We start from the raw sequence: 16555 nt of genomic DNA, 5'->3' as shown, positions 1-16555 counted from the left end.
CGGGTTTACCCAAAGTAATTGGAGCTGCAGCGAGGCGACAAGTAATTGAGTCCCCATGAACATAGATCACTATGTGATTGGGGCGAGAGCACGCAGGCAACAAAGCTACAGTTTCAAGTACGAAGGGTAAATATATGGATAAACATCAGCTTCGTAACTTCTATATCCCCGAAGAGCAGTCGGTTTACCTGCTCAACGCCAACGATGCTAAAAAGCTCAAAGACTGGGTGGCGCTTTGTATCTCTGAGTTGGAGAAACTGGGTTACCGACAAATTGAGCTGGTGGGCAAGGGCGCTTATGGTTTTGTTTTTGCCGGCCTTGATCAAAAGCAGCAGGATGTGGTGTTTAAATTCTCCCGCATTAATTTACCGCCTCATATTCAGGAACGATTAGCCGACGAAGGCTATATGTTGTCACAGGCCGCTCATCCAAATGTGCCGCCGTTTTTTACTTATCAGTTGGTAAAAAAGCAGGGCATTTTAATGATGGGCCGCGCCAAAGGTGTGGATCTGGAACACTACAGCCTGAAACAGGGGCGGCTGCCGGTTCGTTTATTGCTGGATATTGCCACTCAGCTCGCCAGCTTATTGCAGGCTTTACGGCAACATAAAAAAGACGGCGAAAGCGCACCTATAGTGCATGGCGATATTAAGCCTTCGAATATTGTTTACGACGAAAGCACCAATCAAATCAGCCTGGTGGATTGGGGGTCATCGGTGTTCGCACAGCTTGACAGCGATGGTCATTACATTGGCAATAACGTAATGCAGCTGATGTCAGCAGACTTGCAAACATCGAATGCCCGACTAGGAGATGTCTATTTTATTGGCCCAGAGCAGCGCGGCGGTGCTTTATCCAGCCCACGCTTTGATGAACAAGGCGTCGCCAGTACCTTGTATGCACTGGCATCCGGCCAGTCCTGTCGTTTTGGCCGTAAAGCGATCCCAGCACGAAGTTTGGGCTTGCCAATGGAATTTGCCACTATGCTCGACAGCATGCTGGCGGATGACCTGCTGTTACGCCAACAAGCCGGTGATTATTTCTTAAAAGCCATGCCGCGACTACATCATCTGGTAACACCAGACTTGCCGCTGTTAAGCACAGAGCCGGTATTACCGGTCTGGATCAGCGATAAAGCGCAGGAGCTGGATACTGTGGTTTATTCATCGCGCAAATCCTTTTTGCGTGAACATAGTGACGAAGAAGGCATCCAGTACATAGACGATGTGCAGCTGGAGCGTTATTACAAAAACTACCTGGAGGGCATGGGCGAGACTGAAAAAGCTTTTGTCGCAGCCGTCAGCCGTTTAGGCCGTTATCCTGTGGTTGGTGGTATTGCTATTCATTGGCAAAGCTCCGGGGTGTATATCGACTCCAGCCTGAATTTGTTTGACGAAAGTCTGTACAAGGCTTTTGCAGTGGCGGTGAATAACGTGGTGCAACTGGCGCGCTCTATCGCCAAAGTCGGTATTTTCAAAGCCTGTTTATTTGATGCCCGTCAGACCATCCATATAGCGCGCGACAGCACAGACCAGCCTTTTGTCGTGCCAGCAGGCACGACGCTTAAATACGAGCTGGGCCAGAGCCAGCTGGACGATCGCAGCGCCCAGCATAGTTATTTTGAAGATGGCAAAGACCCTGATGAGCAACTGGTATTGCCAGACGGTATTATGGATGATTTGGCTGCACTGAATTTAATCCGCCATACGGGTTGCATTATTTTTGAAGTCACGCCTTTGTATATGAAAATACACAACTATTACCGTTTGCTTGAACCTGCTGCTGAAGCGCAGTTTGCGGCTTTGCTGCAAAGTATTCTCTCAAAAGTACCTTTAATCAGTGGTGAAGGGGTTGGTGGTTTTATGAAACTTCCACACAAAGATACCCGACATTTCAGTCACCAGAGTCAGCAGGAACTTTGTTATTATCCTGCCAATCCTATGAATTACCGTAAGAATTAGTTTCGGAGAATAAAATGCGTGTTGTTGTGCTGTTGTTGTTTATCCTGGCGGCTAAAGTTCAGGCTGCTGATCCTCATAGTTTCAGCAACTTTGCTTTGGTGAGTCATCCGCAACTTAGCTTAGATTTAACAGCTGATTTTGATAAACAGCAACTCTCAGGTTTTGTTGAGCTGCAACTGGACTGGCATCATCCTGATGTGCGCGAGCTGATTTTAGATAGTCGCGACCTGAGTATTGAAAACGTCATGGGGCAATCAGCTAATGGCAAGTGGGTGAAGCTGAGCCACAGCTTTGGGGATAAGTCATCCACTCATGGCCAGGCGCTACGGATTGAATTTCCAGAGCAATTTCCTAAGGTGCGGATTTATTACCATACCAGCCCACAAGCCTCAGGTTTGCAGTGGCTGACTAAAGAGCAAACCAGCGAAAAGCAGCAGCCGTTTATGTACAGTCAGTCGCAGTCTATTCATGCCCGCAGTTGGATCCCGTTGCAAGACACGCCAGCGGTGCGGCTGAATTATCAGGCCCGTATTCATACGCCCAAAGAATTACTGGCCGTGATGGGTGCGGATAACAGTGCCAATACCGACAAAGACGGCGATTATTTTTTCCGTATGCCGCAGGCTATTCCGGCTTATCTGATAGCGCTGGCGATAGGGGACTTAGAATTTAAAGCCATGTCAGAGCGTACAGGGGTTTACGCCGAAAAAGTCTGGCTGGATAAAGCAGTCGCTGAGTTTTCTGATACAGAGCAGATGATGCAGGTCGCAAGCTCGCTGTATGGCGACTATCCCTGGGGTCGTTATGACTTACTGATTTTACCGGCCAGTTTTCCTTTTGGTGGTATGGAAAATCCACGTTTATCTTTTATTACGCCCACGGTGATTGCAGGGGACAAAAGCCTGGTTAGTCTCATAGCGCATGAGCTGGCGCATTCCTGGTCAGGCAATTTAGTCACCAATGCAAGCTGGCACGAACTGTGGCTGAATGAGGGGTTTACCAACTATGTAGAGAACCGCATTATGGAGCAGGTGTACGGGCCTGAACGTGCTTTGTTGGAGCGTCAGCTGTCGGTCCAGGATTTGGAAAACGATCTGGACCAGCTTGACCCAAAAGATACTTTATTAGTCACCGACTACACAGGACGAGACCCAGACGATGCTTTTACTCAGGTGCCTTATGTCAAAGGCATGTTATTCCTTCAGTTTTTAGAGCAAAGAGTGGGGCGCGCTGCTTTTGATCCTTTTTTAAAAAACTATTTTCAGACCTTTGCCTTTCAAACTATGGATACGGAAAAGTTCCTGCGCTATCTGCGTAAGACTTTGCTGAACGATCCGGACATTGTATCTATGGGCGAAATACTGGAATGGCTGTATCAACCGGCATTAGCCAGCACTTTTGTAGCGCCGGTATCTGACGCCTTTGCACAGGTAGACCAACAAAGGGCGTTATGGCAAAAAAGCGGCAAGTTGACTGATTTACAGACAAACAGCTGGACTATTCACCATTGGTTACATTTTATCGGCCAATTGGCTGCTACTGTCGATATTGCCCAGTTACAACAGCTGGATCAGGGCTTTGGTTTAAGCCAAAGTCAGAATGCGGAAGTGGCTGCAGCCTGGTTTAAAGTGGCGCTGGCAAAAAATTACACACAAGCTCAACCAGCGCTGCAGCAGTTTTTGGTCAGGGTAGGACGGCGTAAGTTTGTGGTGCCTTTGTATCAGCAGTTAAGTCAAAGCCCGGAAACTCTGGGCTGGGCCAAAGCTGTTTATCAGCAAGCCCGGGCCGGCTATCATCCTCTAACTCAGTCTGCTGTTGATAAGGTACTGAAGTTTAATTAGTTTTTAAGTAGCCGTTCAGCCAAGAGGCGTACACTCCGTGATATCTGTTTATAAAAGGATTAAAAAATGAAAGCAAAAGTAGTCGCCTTGTTGGTTTGTAGTCTGAGTTTTGTTGCTTTAGCCGATACGGCCGCAGTTAAAACTGTCACTGTATCCGGCTCTGCTGTGATGCAAGCCAAACCAGATGCAGTGCGTTTGAGCATGCAAATTCAGCAGACTTCTGAGAAAGTTACGGATGCCAAACAAAAGGTGGATGAGCAAGTAGCTGCGTTAACCAAAGCTCTGCGTAAGCTGGGGGTGAAGGAAGAGCAACTGAACAATGCGCCTTTGCGTATTCAACCGGATTATCAGCATGATCCAGAGCGCAAGTTGCCCCAGCGCTATCTGGTCAGTCGTGACATCACTGTGTCATTAAATGATTTGTCCCTGTACAGCACAGTGCTACAACAAGCGGCTGATTTAGGGGTAACTCAAATGAATCAGGCTGAATTTTTAGTCAGTGAGTCCGATGAACTGTATCAAAAAGCGCTGCAACAGGCGTTTGAACATGCCAAAACCAAGGCTGCTTTGTTAGCAAAAGCGAACGGTTTAAAACTGGGTTCTGCCCAAAAAATCAATGAACAAGGGTACGCGCCGGCTCCTGTGATGAAGATGGCTCGTGCTATGGCCGATGGCGCTGAAGTCAGCTTTGGTCAGACCGATATCAGAGCAGAAGTGTCGGTTGAGTTTGAAATGAACAGTTATTGATGATTTATTGAACAAAAGTGGCTAAATCTTTTTGTGGCAGAGGTTTAAATTTCGCGACAAAACAAGTAATGTAGGGACCTTCGTAGTTATGGTAGAACCTATATTTCATGCGTGAGCAAAAATCAGAATTTTATCAGCTGCTGCAACAGCAAGCTCTGTCTCTGATCGAAGACGAAACAGACCTGATTGCCAATATGGCAAACCTCAGTGCGTTGCTCTTTAATGAAATGCCTGATCTGAATTGGTCAGGCTTTTATATTTTAAGAGATGACGTTTTGGTTTTAGGACCTTTTCAGGGCAAAGTGGCTTGTGTGCGTATTCCTGTAGGCAAAGGTGTCTGCGGTACAGCAGTAGCCACTGGAGAAATCCAGTTGGTCAAAGATGTCCATGAGTTTCCGGGCCATATTGCCTGCGATGCCGCCAGTAACTCAGAAATTGTTTTACCTGTGCGTCATAATGGCAAGATCATTGCTGTACTGGATATTGATAGCCCAAGTCTGGCTCGTTTTGATGTAGACGATCAACAAGGTTTAGCCGGGCTGGTTCAGTTATTTGAACAGCATTTGGCACGGACTTTATGAAAGATTTAGTCAATATTCAGGACTATTTATTCCAGGTCGCCGATGTGGGCGACTGGGAAGGTGAAGAAGAGATCGTCGCCGATCGGATCAACGCCATTTACCACGCCGTCTGGCGCCGTTTGCCGGATGATCTTTCAGCAGATGAAATAGACCATTTACTTATCGCGATTTGGAACGAGCTACGAGGTAGTTTAGTTTTGTTAGAAGCAGATGAAGATGAACTGGTCGATTGGGCTATCTGCTACGTTAATAACCAATTAGAAGAAGGCATTACTTTAGACGATGCCGCTGATGAAGAAGAGTAATTTTGCATGACAACCCCAACTGAACAAATCCAAGCTCAACCTGCAGGCAAAGATGTGAAACAAATCCTCGCCGAACTTAGCGAGAAGTTTCCACTGTGTTTTAGCCAAAGCGGTGAAGCTAAACCTCTGAAAATCGGTATTTTTCAGGACTTAGCACAGCGGTTGTCTGAAGAAGATGGCATTAGCAAAACCCAAATTCGTCATGCGTTGCGTCTATACACATCCAGTTGGCGTTATCTGGCAGGTGTCAAAGTGGGTGTCGCCCGTGTTGACCTGGATGGTCAGGCCGGTGATCTGATTGATGAACAACAAGCTGCGCATGCGGCTGAAACGTTAGAGCAAAGCAAAGCCAAAGCAGCTGAAGTGCGCAAAGCCAAAGCGGCGGCAGAACGAGCTAAGCATAAAGAACAGCAAAAAGATCAAGCTAAAGCGGCACCTTCTGACAAAGCTGCTTACAAAAAGTCTCCAACAAATAAGGCCTCAGTCGCCGCAAAAGCAGCCAAACTGAACTCTAAGCCTCAAACCACAGAAAAAGTAGTGCAAGAGCAAGCGGTTGAACTTATTGCGTTAAATACAGCCACATTAAAAGTTGGCAGTGTGGTGCAGTTAAAAGTAGGGTTAAAACCTGTGCCTGCAACTGTACTTGAAGTAGTTAAAAATGATGTTGTGGTGCAGCTTGCCTCAGGTATGGTGATCAAAACCCAAGGGGATAAGCTGTTCCAGGCTTAACAGAGATGAGTGTTCAATGAAAAAAATTTCCAGCTTAGCGGCATTTTTTCTGGTGATCGGCAGTGGTGTGATAGCTGCGCCGCTTATTTCTCCTGTGCCCAATCTGGCGCAGGAACCGCAACATGCAACGGCCAGTAAACGAATTACCAATTTCTTTACCCGGGAGCACTATTTAGGCTTGCGTATTGACGACGAGTTGTCGTCAAAAGTTTTTGACCGCTATTTAAAAAGTCTGGATTTTTTCCGTAATGTTTTGTTGAAATCAGACGTCGACAGCTTTGAGCAGTACCGCAACGAATTTGATAATGGTTTGGCGAAAGGTCAGTTTGACTTTGCTTATCAAATGTTCAACTTGAGCATGACACGCCGATTAGAACGTTACGATTATGCTATTAGCTTGCTGGATAAACCTTTTGATTTTACTAAACAAGACAGCTACGAATTTGAACGCGAAGACGCGCCATGGGCGGCTGATGTTGCGCAGTTAAATGAGCTGTGGCGCCAGAAAGTGAAATTTGATGCGCTGAATCTGAAACTGGCGGGTAAAACAGCAGAAGAAACCACTAAACTGCTGAAAAAACGCTACGAAAACGCGAAAAAACGTTTATTACAAACTGAGAGTGAAGACGTTTTCCAAATCGTGATGAATTCTTATGCCCGCAGTATTGAAGCTCATACGTCTTATTTGTCGCCTCGCAACGCTGAACGTTTCCAGCAGGAAATGAACCTGTCCCTGGAAGGCATTGGCGCAGTGCTGCAGAGTGATGATGATTTTACCGTCATCATGAGTCTGGTGCCCGGTGGCCCTGCGGATATGACCAAAAAGATCAAACCCAAAGACAAGATTATTGGTGTCGCACAGGGGGATGAGGAATTTGTTGATGTAGTCGGCTGGCGTTTAGATGATGTCGTTGACCTGATCAAAGGTCCAAAAGGCTCGACTGTGCGTCTGCAGGTATTGGTAGGTGGCGATGCGTCCAAAGGCGTGCCAACTCAGATTTCTATAGTGCGGGATAAAATCCGTCTAGAGGACCGGGCTGCCAAAGCCGAGGTACTGGAGCCTAAACTTAGTCCGCTGGGTAAAAAAATTGGCGTGATTAATATTCCAAGTTTTTACAACAACCTGACAGAAGATGTAAAAAAAGAAATTGCCAGCTTAAAACAACAGAATGTCGACGGAATTATCGTTGACTTACGTGGCAACGGTGGTGGTTCACTACCTGAAGCTGTGTCTTTAACAGGTTTATTTATTGATAAAGGCCCTGTAGTACAGATCCGTGAAGCGGGTAATCGTATTGGCATTAGTCAGGATCAGGACGGTAGTGTGTTTTATGATGGTCCACTGACTGTGATGGTAGATCGTTATAGTGCCTCAGCCTCTGAGATATTCGCTGCTGCGATGCAAGACTACGGCCGGGCCTTAATTGTAGGTGAGCATACCTTTGGTAAAGGCACAGTGCAGCAGCACCGAGGTTTAGGCCGCGTCTATGACATGTTCGAAGAATCATTGGGCTCAGTGCAGTTTACTATTGCCAAGTTCTACCGTATCGATGGTGGCAGTACTCAGCATAAAGGGGTGATCCCTGATATTTTGTTCCCTTCGCCGATAGAACCGGGTGAGTGGGGTGAGAGTAAAGAAGAAAATGCTCTGCCTTGGGATAGTATTCCAGCGGCGCAGTACACTGCATCAGACGAGATTAAAAAAGCTCTGCCTGTGCTACAGAAAAAACATCAGGAACGTTTTAGTAAAGAAACTGAATACAAGTATCTGATGGATGATATCGCTCTGTACAATAAAGAAAAAGATGAAAAAACCATTTCATTAAATGAGCAGGAACGCCTGAAGAAAAAAGATGAAAATACTGCCCGTGATTTAAAACGAGTCAACGAGCGTTTAGCACGATTGAAGTTGCCAGCGGTGAAAAACCTGGATGACTTACCTGAAGTGTTAGAAAAATTGGATCCGTTGCTTGAAGAGACGGCTCAGATCACAGCAGATATGTTAAGTCTGGGGCATCTGGCAAAACGCGCAGAATAAACGAAGCCAAGGGGTCAGAGCCAATGAATCGCACAAGCGGTCATTGGCTCTGACCCCTTTTTATAACAACAGAATTGGTGTTAACCAATCGAGAAGAGAACAATTCCATGGAACTACAAACCACACCGCGCCAGATCAAGGCACCTAGCTTTTTGGATGCCAGCATTCCGCTTGTTGTACTGGTATTTTTATTGAGTCTCTCCGTGTTTTTATATGGTAGCGATTCATCTTATGGTGCCAACCAAATTGCGTTATTTGTGGCAGCCTTTGTTGGCGTGGTGATAGGGTTAAAAAATGGCTATGGCTGGGCTGAGATAGAGCAGGCGATGGTCAAAGGTATTTCGTTGTCCTTGGGGGCGTTGCTGATACTTTTTTCGGTGGGAGCTTTAATAGGTACCTGGTTACTGGCTGGCACTGTGCCTTCATTGATTTATTACGGTCTGCAGCTATTGGATCCGTCCTGGTTTTATGCGGCCAGCTGTTTGCTTTGCGCTGTGGTTGCTCTCAGTATTGGTAGTAGCTGGACCACGGCCGCCACTATAGGTGTCGCGCTGATTGGTGTGGCTTCCGGGCTTGGGATGTCTCCGGCTGTTACGGCTGGGGCTATAGTCTCTGGTGCCTATTTTGGTGATAAAATGTCACCTGTCAGTGAAACAACGAATCTTGCTCCTGCTGTTGCTGGCTCAAATTTATTCGATCACATCCGGCATATGACCTGGACTACTATCCCAAGTTTGGTGATGGCGCTTATTATTTTTGCTGTGATGGGATTTAACGCCGATGCTGCGGCGGACGATTCTCAAATCCGGGCAATCAGCGACGCCTTACAGCAGCACTTTTCTATCAGTCCTCTGATGTTAGTGCCTTTATTGGTGTTGATGGCTATGGCCGTTAAAAAAGTTCCGGCATTTCCTACTGTATTTATCGGTGCTTTGTTAGGCGGCATTTGGGCTGTGTTATTCCAGCCGGAACTGGTTGCTAAAATGGCTGATCCGCAGCTAAACGGCGTGCTTGCCACCTTAAAAGTGGTATGGACTACCTTGCATGGTGGTTTTGTCATTGAAACTCAAAATGCAGAATTAGATAAACTGCTAAACGGTGGTGGTATGGTAAAAATGCTCAACACCTGCTGGTTAATTTTTTCTGCCATGATGTTTGGTGCTGTGCTGGAGCATATAGGTTTATTGCGTAAATTTGTCGAAGCTATTTTGCATAAAGCCCATAGCACTGGTTCGTTAATTACCAGCACTATCGCCACTTGTATCGCGACTAATATTTTGACTGCAGATCAGTATATGTCGATAGTGATGCCGGGTCGGATGTTTAAAGAAGAATACGAACGTCGTGGTTTAGCTCCGGTGAATTTATCCCGCACTTTAGAAGACGGCGGCACTATCACCAGTCCGCTGATCCCATGGAATACCTGTGGTGCTTATATGCATGGGGTGCTCAATGTCAATCCGCTGGATTATGCGATGTATGCGTTTTTTAATTTGATTAACCCGGTACTGGCGGTAATTTATGCCTACATGGGCATCAAAGTATTAAAACTAACACCACCGGACACGCCAATCACAGCGGCCGTTCAGGGTAAATAATAAAAAAAGGCCAGTTGTTAACTGGCCTTGTTGTTTTCAGATATTAAAAGAGAATTTTGTGATGAGTCAGATATCGAACCGTCAGGCAAAAAAACTAAGTGACTACAAAGCCCCAGAATTTACTATTACCGACGTGGAGCTTAGTTTCGAATTAAATCCGGAAGCGACGGTGCTGACCGCCGTTTATCAGGTGGCATCAATAAGTGACAAAGCAGGTACGCTAATTCTGGATGGACAAGAGCTGAAGTTATTAGCTGTTTCTGTGGATGGCCAGTTATTGCATGCAGATGCCTATCAGGTCACGCCTGAGCAACTGATCTTGCCTGGTATACCAGCCAAAGCACAACTTGAGCTTAAGATTGAACTCAATCCAAAAGCCAATACAGCGCTGGAAGGTTTGTATCTGTCCAATGGCGCTTATTGCACTCAGTGCGAAGCTGAAGGTTTTCGCCGAATCAGTTACTACCTCGACAGACCCGATGTATTGGCCCGTTTTACCACTCATATTATCGCCGACGATAAGGCTTATCCTGCGCTGTTAAGTAACGGCAATCTGGTCAGTTCCACAGTGCTGGCGGATGGCCGTCGTCATGTCACCTGGGTCGATCCATTTCCAAAACCAAGCTATTTATTTGCCTTGGTGGCAGGGGACTTTGATTGTTTAAGAGGGAGTTATACCACAAGCTCTGGCCGTGAGGTGGCGCTGGAGTTTTATGTTGATAAAGGCAATAAAGACCGGGCACAGTTTGCGTTGGAGTCGTTAAAACGCGCCATGTTGTGGGACGAACAGACCTTTGGTCTGGAGTATGACCTGGATATTTACATGGTGGTGGCTGTCGACTTTTTTAATATGGGCGCGATGGAAAATAAAGGCTTAAATGTCTTTAACAGCAAATACGTACTGGCCGATCAGGCCTCAGCCACAGACACTGACTTTTTTAATATCGAATCTATTATTGGTCACGAGTACTTCCACAACTGGACAGGCAACAGAGTCACTTGTCGCGACTGGTTTCAGCTGAGTTTAAAAGAAGGCTTGACGGTATTTCGCGATCAGCAATTCAGCGCTGATATGGGATCAGCGACTTTAAACCGTATCGATGCGGTGAAAACCATTCGTACCGCGCAGTTTGCTGAAGATGCCGGTCCTATGGCGCATCCGATCCGACCACAACAAGTACTGGAAATGAATAATTTTTATACCGTCACAGTCTATGACAAAGGTGCTGAGGTTATTCGTATGTTGCATACCTTACTGGGACAGGACGGTTTTAGAAAAGGTATGGATTTGTACTTTAAACGCTATGATGGTCAAGCCGTGACCTGTGATGACTTTGTCAATGCAATGCAGGATGCCAATGGCCGTGATTTAAGCCTGTTCAGGCGCTGGTATCAACAATCTGGCACACCAGAGTTAAAAATCTACAGCCAGTTTGATGCGAAAAAACGTGAATTTAAACTGCTGATGCAACAGCACACTCCGGCCACTGCCGATCAGGAGGAAAAACAGCCTCTGTTGCTACCTGTGCGGGTTGAGTTGCTTTGTGATGGAATAAGTCAGTCTTATCTGCTCGAAATGACGGAAGCTCAGCAGGAGTTTAGTTTTGCGGTCAGCCAAAAACCAGTACCTGTGCTTTTAGCTGATTTTTCGGCGCCAGTGAAATTACAGTACCAGTACAGTATGGATGAGCTGTTGCAAATAGCCCGCGATGCGAAAGATGGTGTGGCGCGCTGGGATGCGATACAGCAGTTGTGGCAAAGTCAGGTGAAAGCTGCTATCGAAGCTAAAGACGTGGGGACAACCTATCAGTTACCGGCTGCCTTACTTGAGTTTTATCGACAGCTATTAATTCAGCCCCTGGATGATTTAGCTTTTACCGCTGAGTTATTGACAGTACCAGCTTATGACATGGTGGCAGAGCAGTTCGAGGAGATACCAGTACAGGAGTTAGTATGGGTATTACAGAGCTTCGTGCAACAACTGGCGGAAGAATTAGCGGATCAGTGGCATAACTGTTATCAGTCATTGCGTATTGAAGCCTATCAGTATCAAGAGCAACAGGTTGCCAAGCGCGCTTTACGATCGGTCTGTCTACATTACCTGGCCTTTATTGCCGGCAAAGACGATTTATTAACCCAGCAATACCAGCATAGCGACAATATGACCGATCAGTTAGCTGTCTTGCGTGCTTGTCGAAGCGCAGCTCACCCATTATTTGCCTCACTGATGCATGATTTTGAGCAGCGCTGGCGTGATGATGTATTAGTTTTGGATAAATGGTTTAACCTCAGTGCCTCTTATCCTACATCTTCTGTTTTTGTGACTTTGGAGCAGTTGACTGCCCACCCACAATTCAGTTGGCAAAATCCGAATCGGGTACGAGCTGTGTTTGGTGCTTTTTATCAGCAAAATCCGGCGATGTTCCATGCAGAAGACGGCAGAGGTTATCAGGTATTGGCTGATGTAGTGTTGAAAATGGATGCAATTAATCCTCAGGTTGCATCCCGTTTAGTGACACCTTTATTGTCATGGAAACGCTATCAACCTGTTCGTCAACAGCAGTTAAAAGCTGTGTTACAGACTATGCTGAGCAAAGAGCTGAGCAATGATTTGTATGAAAAAGTGAGCAAGAGTTTAAGCTGATGCGGCAGTATAAATTCAGACTGGTGCTTGATGTAGAGCAATGTCTGGCTTTTTATCAGGGCCTGTATACCGATGTGGTGGTACAGGCTGAAAATGGCCAGACAGTGCAATTGCCTCTGCGTCATTTTCGGCCTTACATTAGCCATGCCGGAGTCAATGCACGCTTTGTATTAACCTTGACCGATCAGGGTAAGTTCCAGACTTTAGAGAAAATAAATTAGAGTTATTACTTAAAACGGCAACTTAAAACAAAACAAGCAAATTCTCCTACTTTAGCTATTATTTTCATTTAGTTAGGTGATCTTCATTCAACTGGTCAAACCGGAACAGGTATCAGCAGGAGCATTCCACAGGGAGAAAGGGAAAAAACTGAATAAAAATCAACAGATTTGACTGATCGCAAGCCTTGCGCCCCGATCAAAATGATGTAATGATTTCTTCGATACAAGCTGACCTCCGAGCAGTTGGTTGGCTCAAAATAAAAAATAACAAAATACCTGCAGGGACAGGGGGGGAGATAACGAATGAATACTAAGCCAGGTGCCTTCGTCAGAAGTACTTTAGCTCTGGGTGTTGCTTCTGCACTATTGGCCTTGTCGGCCACCAGTGCTCAGGCCGCTACTTTTAATTTTGATGACGTAGAAGTAGTGTTTGACTCTACGTTCTCCTACGGTGCCAGTTGGCGGGCGGAAGACCGTGACTGGGATACCATCAGTAAGGTCAACCATCCGCGTTTTGACTGGACTAATTACAGCGCCTTTACCAATCCAATTTATACAGGTTCTCAGATTTGGTCTCAGCCAGGTGCTTATTCCAGCAACGGTGATGCAGGCAACCTGAATTACGACCAAGGTGATGTATTCTCGGAAGTTTTCCGTGGTACGCACGAATTATCTATCGCCAAAGATGACATCGGCTTTTTTGGTCGCTTCACTTATTTCTATGATTCAGCCTTAATGGACCATGAGGTGGCTTACACCAATCCTTTGTCCAAAAACAGAGTTGACCCTTGTGCTGACGACGAAGCGAAGGAACTAGCCTGTCGTGATATCCGTGTACTGGATGCTTATGTCTATGGCAACTTCGCTTTAAACGATGGCGCTAACCCTCTGTCTATCCGGGTAGGTAATCAGGTACTAAGCTGGGGTGAAAGCACTTTTATCCAGCACGGTATCAATATTACGCCAATCGATGTCGGTGTAGCCCGTAGTCCTGGTGCTGAATTAAAAGAAGCATATATTCCGGTAGGTATGGCTTGGGCCTCTTTAGGCGTTACTGAGAACTTAACGGCTGAAGTGTTTTATCAGTACGATTGGAAAAATAGCTATCTACCAGTGCCAGGTTCTTATTTTTCTACCAATGATTTTGCTGGCGAAGGTGGATACAACCAGAATATTCAATTAGGTTTTGCCGGTAACCCGGACATTGATCTGGATTTCTTAGTGTCTGAAATGAACCTACTGTCGCAAAATGCCCCAGCTTTATTGGCTGCCCTGACTAATCCGGCGTCAACTGCTGCACAACGCGCAGCTGCTGTGAATGCTATGCTGGCGTATTCCACTAAAGTCACCTTAAGACCTCAAGGTGCTGCAGGTGAAATTGAGCCAGAAGACGGTGGTCAGTATGGTATCAAGCTGGAGTATTTTTCTCCTGAACTGAACGACACTGAATTTGCGGTGTACCACATGAATTACCATAGCCGTACTCCGCTGATTTCGGGTATCGCCTCTGATTTTCGTCTAGGTGTGGATGCCAATGGTCAGCCTCTGGGAGTGATCCAGTCTTTGGCTTACCTGGCTGCAAACCAGGGAAATATCAATAAAGAAAACATCAATGAGCTGGATGTGTTCTCCAAAGGTTTAATTCAGTATCCGGAAGATATTAAGCTTTATGGTTTTAGCTTCAACACCACTGTAGAGGGTACCTCTGTTGCGGGTGAATTGTCTTACCGTCAGGACGAACCACTGCAAATTGATGATGTGGAAATTCTGTATGCCGGTATGCCAGAGCAGTTAGCTATTGCTGGTTTACGTCCTGAATTGGAAGGGATCAGTCAGATTGGTCGTTACGACGGTCTTAAAGTTGGTCCGGGCCAATTTGCTCAGGGTTATATTCTGTCTGACACTACGCAAGCTCAGATCACTGTGACTCACTTGTTTGGCCCAATGTGGATTGCAGATAACTTTTCTATGTTAGCTGAAGTGGGTGGTATCAAAATTAATGATATGCCAGATCAATCTGTATTACGTCTAAATGGTCCTAATACAGATCGTAGCGGTGGTCCTTTGTTGGGCACGATCAACAATGGCCCATTGGTGAATAAAGACGGTGTACATACAGCCTTATCCAATGGTGCTGAAACCAACCCATTCCCGACCGCATCAGCCTGGGGTTACCGTTTATTAGCAAAAGCAGATTTCAACGACGTGTTCGCTGGTATCAATATGTCGCATCGTGTGGTGTTTTCACATGACGTGAACGGTATTACACCAGATCCATTGTTTATGTTCTCTAAGGACAAAAAGTCTGTAGGTTACACTGTGGCTTTTGATTATCTGAACCGCTGGTCTTCTGAGTTTTCTTATAACGCCTTTTGGGGTGGTGTAGGCACAACCAACAATACAGCTGACCGTGATTTTGTATCTTTTAACATTAAATACTCTATTTAAGGGACGAGGCGAGAACCATTATGAAAAAACTCACCCTGATTGCATCCACTATTGCGCTAGTTGTTAGCTGTGGTGCTATTGCGAAGTTAACCCCGGATCAGGTTGCCCGTTTGGGTGCTGATTTGACGCCGCTCGGCGCGGAAAAAGCCGGTAATGCCGATGGTAGTATTCCAGCGTGGGAAGGTGGTATCCAGTCTGCTCCAGCTGGTTACAAGCCAGGTGATCACCACCCTGATCCGTTTGCTGGCGATAAAGTACTATTTACTATTGATAAGTCCAATCTGGCGCAATACAAAAATATGCTAAGTCCTGGTCAGATCAAGCTGTTTGAAGCTTATCCGGACAGCTACAAAATGAATGTGTATCAGACTCGTCGTACTGCGTCTTACCCACAGTATGTCTATGATGCGACAAAGAAAATTGCAGGAAGTGCTGAGCTGGTTGAAGGCGGTAACGGTATTGTCAATGCAGCCATTGGTATCCCGTTTCCAATTCCTTCGAACGGTCTGGAAGCCATTTGGAACCACACCTTACGCTTTCGTGGTGTAGCGGCCAGCCGCAACGGTGGCCAGGTTGCACCTACAGCGTCAGGCGATTATGTGACTATCGGCTTTGATGAACAAATTATGTTCAAATATTCAGCGCCTGATGCCACTGTGGATGCGTTACAAAAAGAAAACATTCTGTTCCGTTTTAAGCAGGCTGTCACCACTCCAGCTCGTCTGGCCGGTACTGCGCTGTTAGTGCATGAAACCATGGATCAGGTGAAAACACCTCGTCAGGCGTGGACTTACAATACAGGTCAACGTCGTGTACGTCGTGCGCCTAACGTCGCTTATGATGCTCCGGGTACAGCCTCTGATGGTCTGCGTACTACAGATGACTTTGATATGTTTAACGGTTCACCAAACCGTTATGACTGGAAGTTAGTGGGTAAGCAAGAGCTGTTTATCCCTTACAACAGTTATAAATTACATAGCAAAGATGTGAAATATGCTGATCTGATCAAACCAGGGCACATTAATCCTGACTATGTACGCTGGGAAAAACACCGCGTCTGGGTGGTAGAAGCCAATCTGAAAAGCGGTACCAGCCATGTCTATGGCAAGCGTGTGTTCTTTATTGATGAAGATAGCTGGCAAATTCATGTAGCTGACCTGTATGACAACAGAGGCGAGTTATATCGTGTTGCTGTAGCTCACGGTCTGAACTACTACGAAGTACCAACACACTGGAGTACGCTGGAAGTTTTCCACGATCTGAATACCCGTCGTTATATTGCGATCGGTTTAGACAACGAAGACAAAATGTATGACTTCTCTGTGCCGTTAACAGACAACGACTTTACACCTGCGGCTTTACGCCGTGAAGGTACCCGTTAAGCTGTAGACATCTAATAAACGGTTGGCTTGATGCCAACCGTTTTTGTTTTTAAATTGAAG

The 16555-nt window shown here is 46.1% G+C and carries 12 protein-coding genes; all 12 read left to right on the top strand.

Annotated features, from left to right (window positions below; genetic code table 11):
* The first annotated feature begins 134 nt into the window (after window positions 1-134).
* The 12 genes from IEW88_RS12430 (at window position 135) to IEW88_RS12375 (ending at window position 16495) form a co-directional block, all read left to right on the top strand.
* The gene (locus IEW88_RS12430; RefSeq protein WP_147904235.1) at window positions 135-1961 is read left to right on the top strand and encodes a protein kinase domain-containing protein; all 1827 of its coding nucleotides are present in this window, start codon (window positions 135-137) and stop codon (window positions 1959-1961) included.
* 14 nt (window positions 1962-1975) lie between these two features.
* Window positions 1976-3802, top strand: a complete 1827-nt coding sequence (locus IEW88_RS12425) for a M1 family metallopeptidase (RefSeq protein ID WP_147904234.1) — start codon at window positions 1976-1978, stop codon at window positions 3800-3802.
* Window positions 3803-3868: 66 nt separating this feature from the next.
* Complete coding sequence (locus tag IEW88_RS12420; RefSeq protein WP_147904233.1) at window positions 3869-4549, top strand: SIMPL domain-containing protein; 681 nt, start codon at window positions 3869-3871, stop codon at window positions 4547-4549.
* 107 nt (window positions 4550-4656) lie between these two features.
* Window positions 4657-5130, top strand: coding sequence for a free L-methionine (R)-S-oxide reductase MsrC (gene msrC / locus IEW88_RS12415; protein WP_053423491.1), 474 nt, complete (start codon window positions 4657-4659; stop codon window positions 5128-5130).
* Entirely contained in the window at window positions 5127-5435 is a 309-nt protein-coding gene (locus IEW88_RS12410; protein WP_053423492.1) for a hypothetical protein, read from the top strand. The genes msrC and IEW88_RS12410 overlap by 4 nt, the downstream gene beginning before the upstream one ends.
* 6 nt (window positions 5436-5441) lie before the next feature.
* A complete protein-coding gene (proQ, locus tag IEW88_RS12405; protein ID WP_053423493.1) occupies window positions 5442-6164 on the top strand; it encodes an RNA chaperone ProQ in 723 nt (240 codons plus the stop codon).
* A 16-nt stretch (window positions 6165-6180) separates the two neighbouring features.
* Complete coding sequence (gene prc, locus IEW88_RS12400) at window positions 6181-8202, top strand: carboxy terminal-processing peptidase (RefSeq protein ID WP_053423494.1); 2022 nt, start codon at window positions 6181-6183, stop codon at window positions 8200-8202.
* A gap of 107 nt (window positions 8203-8309) precedes the next feature.
* Entirely contained in the window at window positions 8310-9800 is a 1491-nt protein-coding gene (nhaC, locus tag IEW88_RS12395; protein WP_147904232.1) for a Na+/H+ antiporter NhaC, read from the top strand.
* Window positions 9801-9861: 61 nt separating this feature from the next.
* Complete coding sequence (pepN, locus tag IEW88_RS12390) at window positions 9862-12444, top strand: aminopeptidase N (protein ID WP_147904231.1); 2583 nt, start codon at window positions 9862-9864, stop codon at window positions 12442-12444.
* Window positions 12444-12665, top strand: a complete 222-nt coding sequence (locus IEW88_RS12385) for a DUF2835 family protein (RefSeq protein ID WP_147904230.1) — start codon at window positions 12444-12446, stop codon at window positions 12663-12665. The genes pepN and IEW88_RS12385 overlap by 1 nt, the downstream gene beginning before the upstream one ends.
* Before the next feature lie 303 nt (window positions 12666-12968).
* Window positions 12969-15113, top strand: coding sequence for a DUF1302 domain-containing protein (locus IEW88_RS12380; RefSeq protein WP_147904229.1), 2145 nt, complete (start codon window positions 12969-12971; stop codon window positions 15111-15113).
* Between the two features lie 20 nt (window positions 15114-15133).
* Window positions 15134-16495, top strand: a complete 1362-nt coding sequence (locus IEW88_RS12375; RefSeq protein WP_053423499.1) for a DUF1329 domain-containing protein — start codon at window positions 15134-15136, stop codon at window positions 16493-16495.
* Window positions 16496-16555 lie beyond the last annotated feature (60 nt).

Origin of the sequence: Rheinheimera tangshanensis, assembly GCF_014645135.1 — a bacterium.
GTDB classification, from domain to species: domain Bacteria; phylum Pseudomonadota; class Gammaproteobacteria; order Enterobacterales; family Alteromonadaceae; genus Pararheinheimera; species Pararheinheimera tangshanensis.
This window is presented reverse-complemented; position numbering and strand designations above follow the sequence as displayed.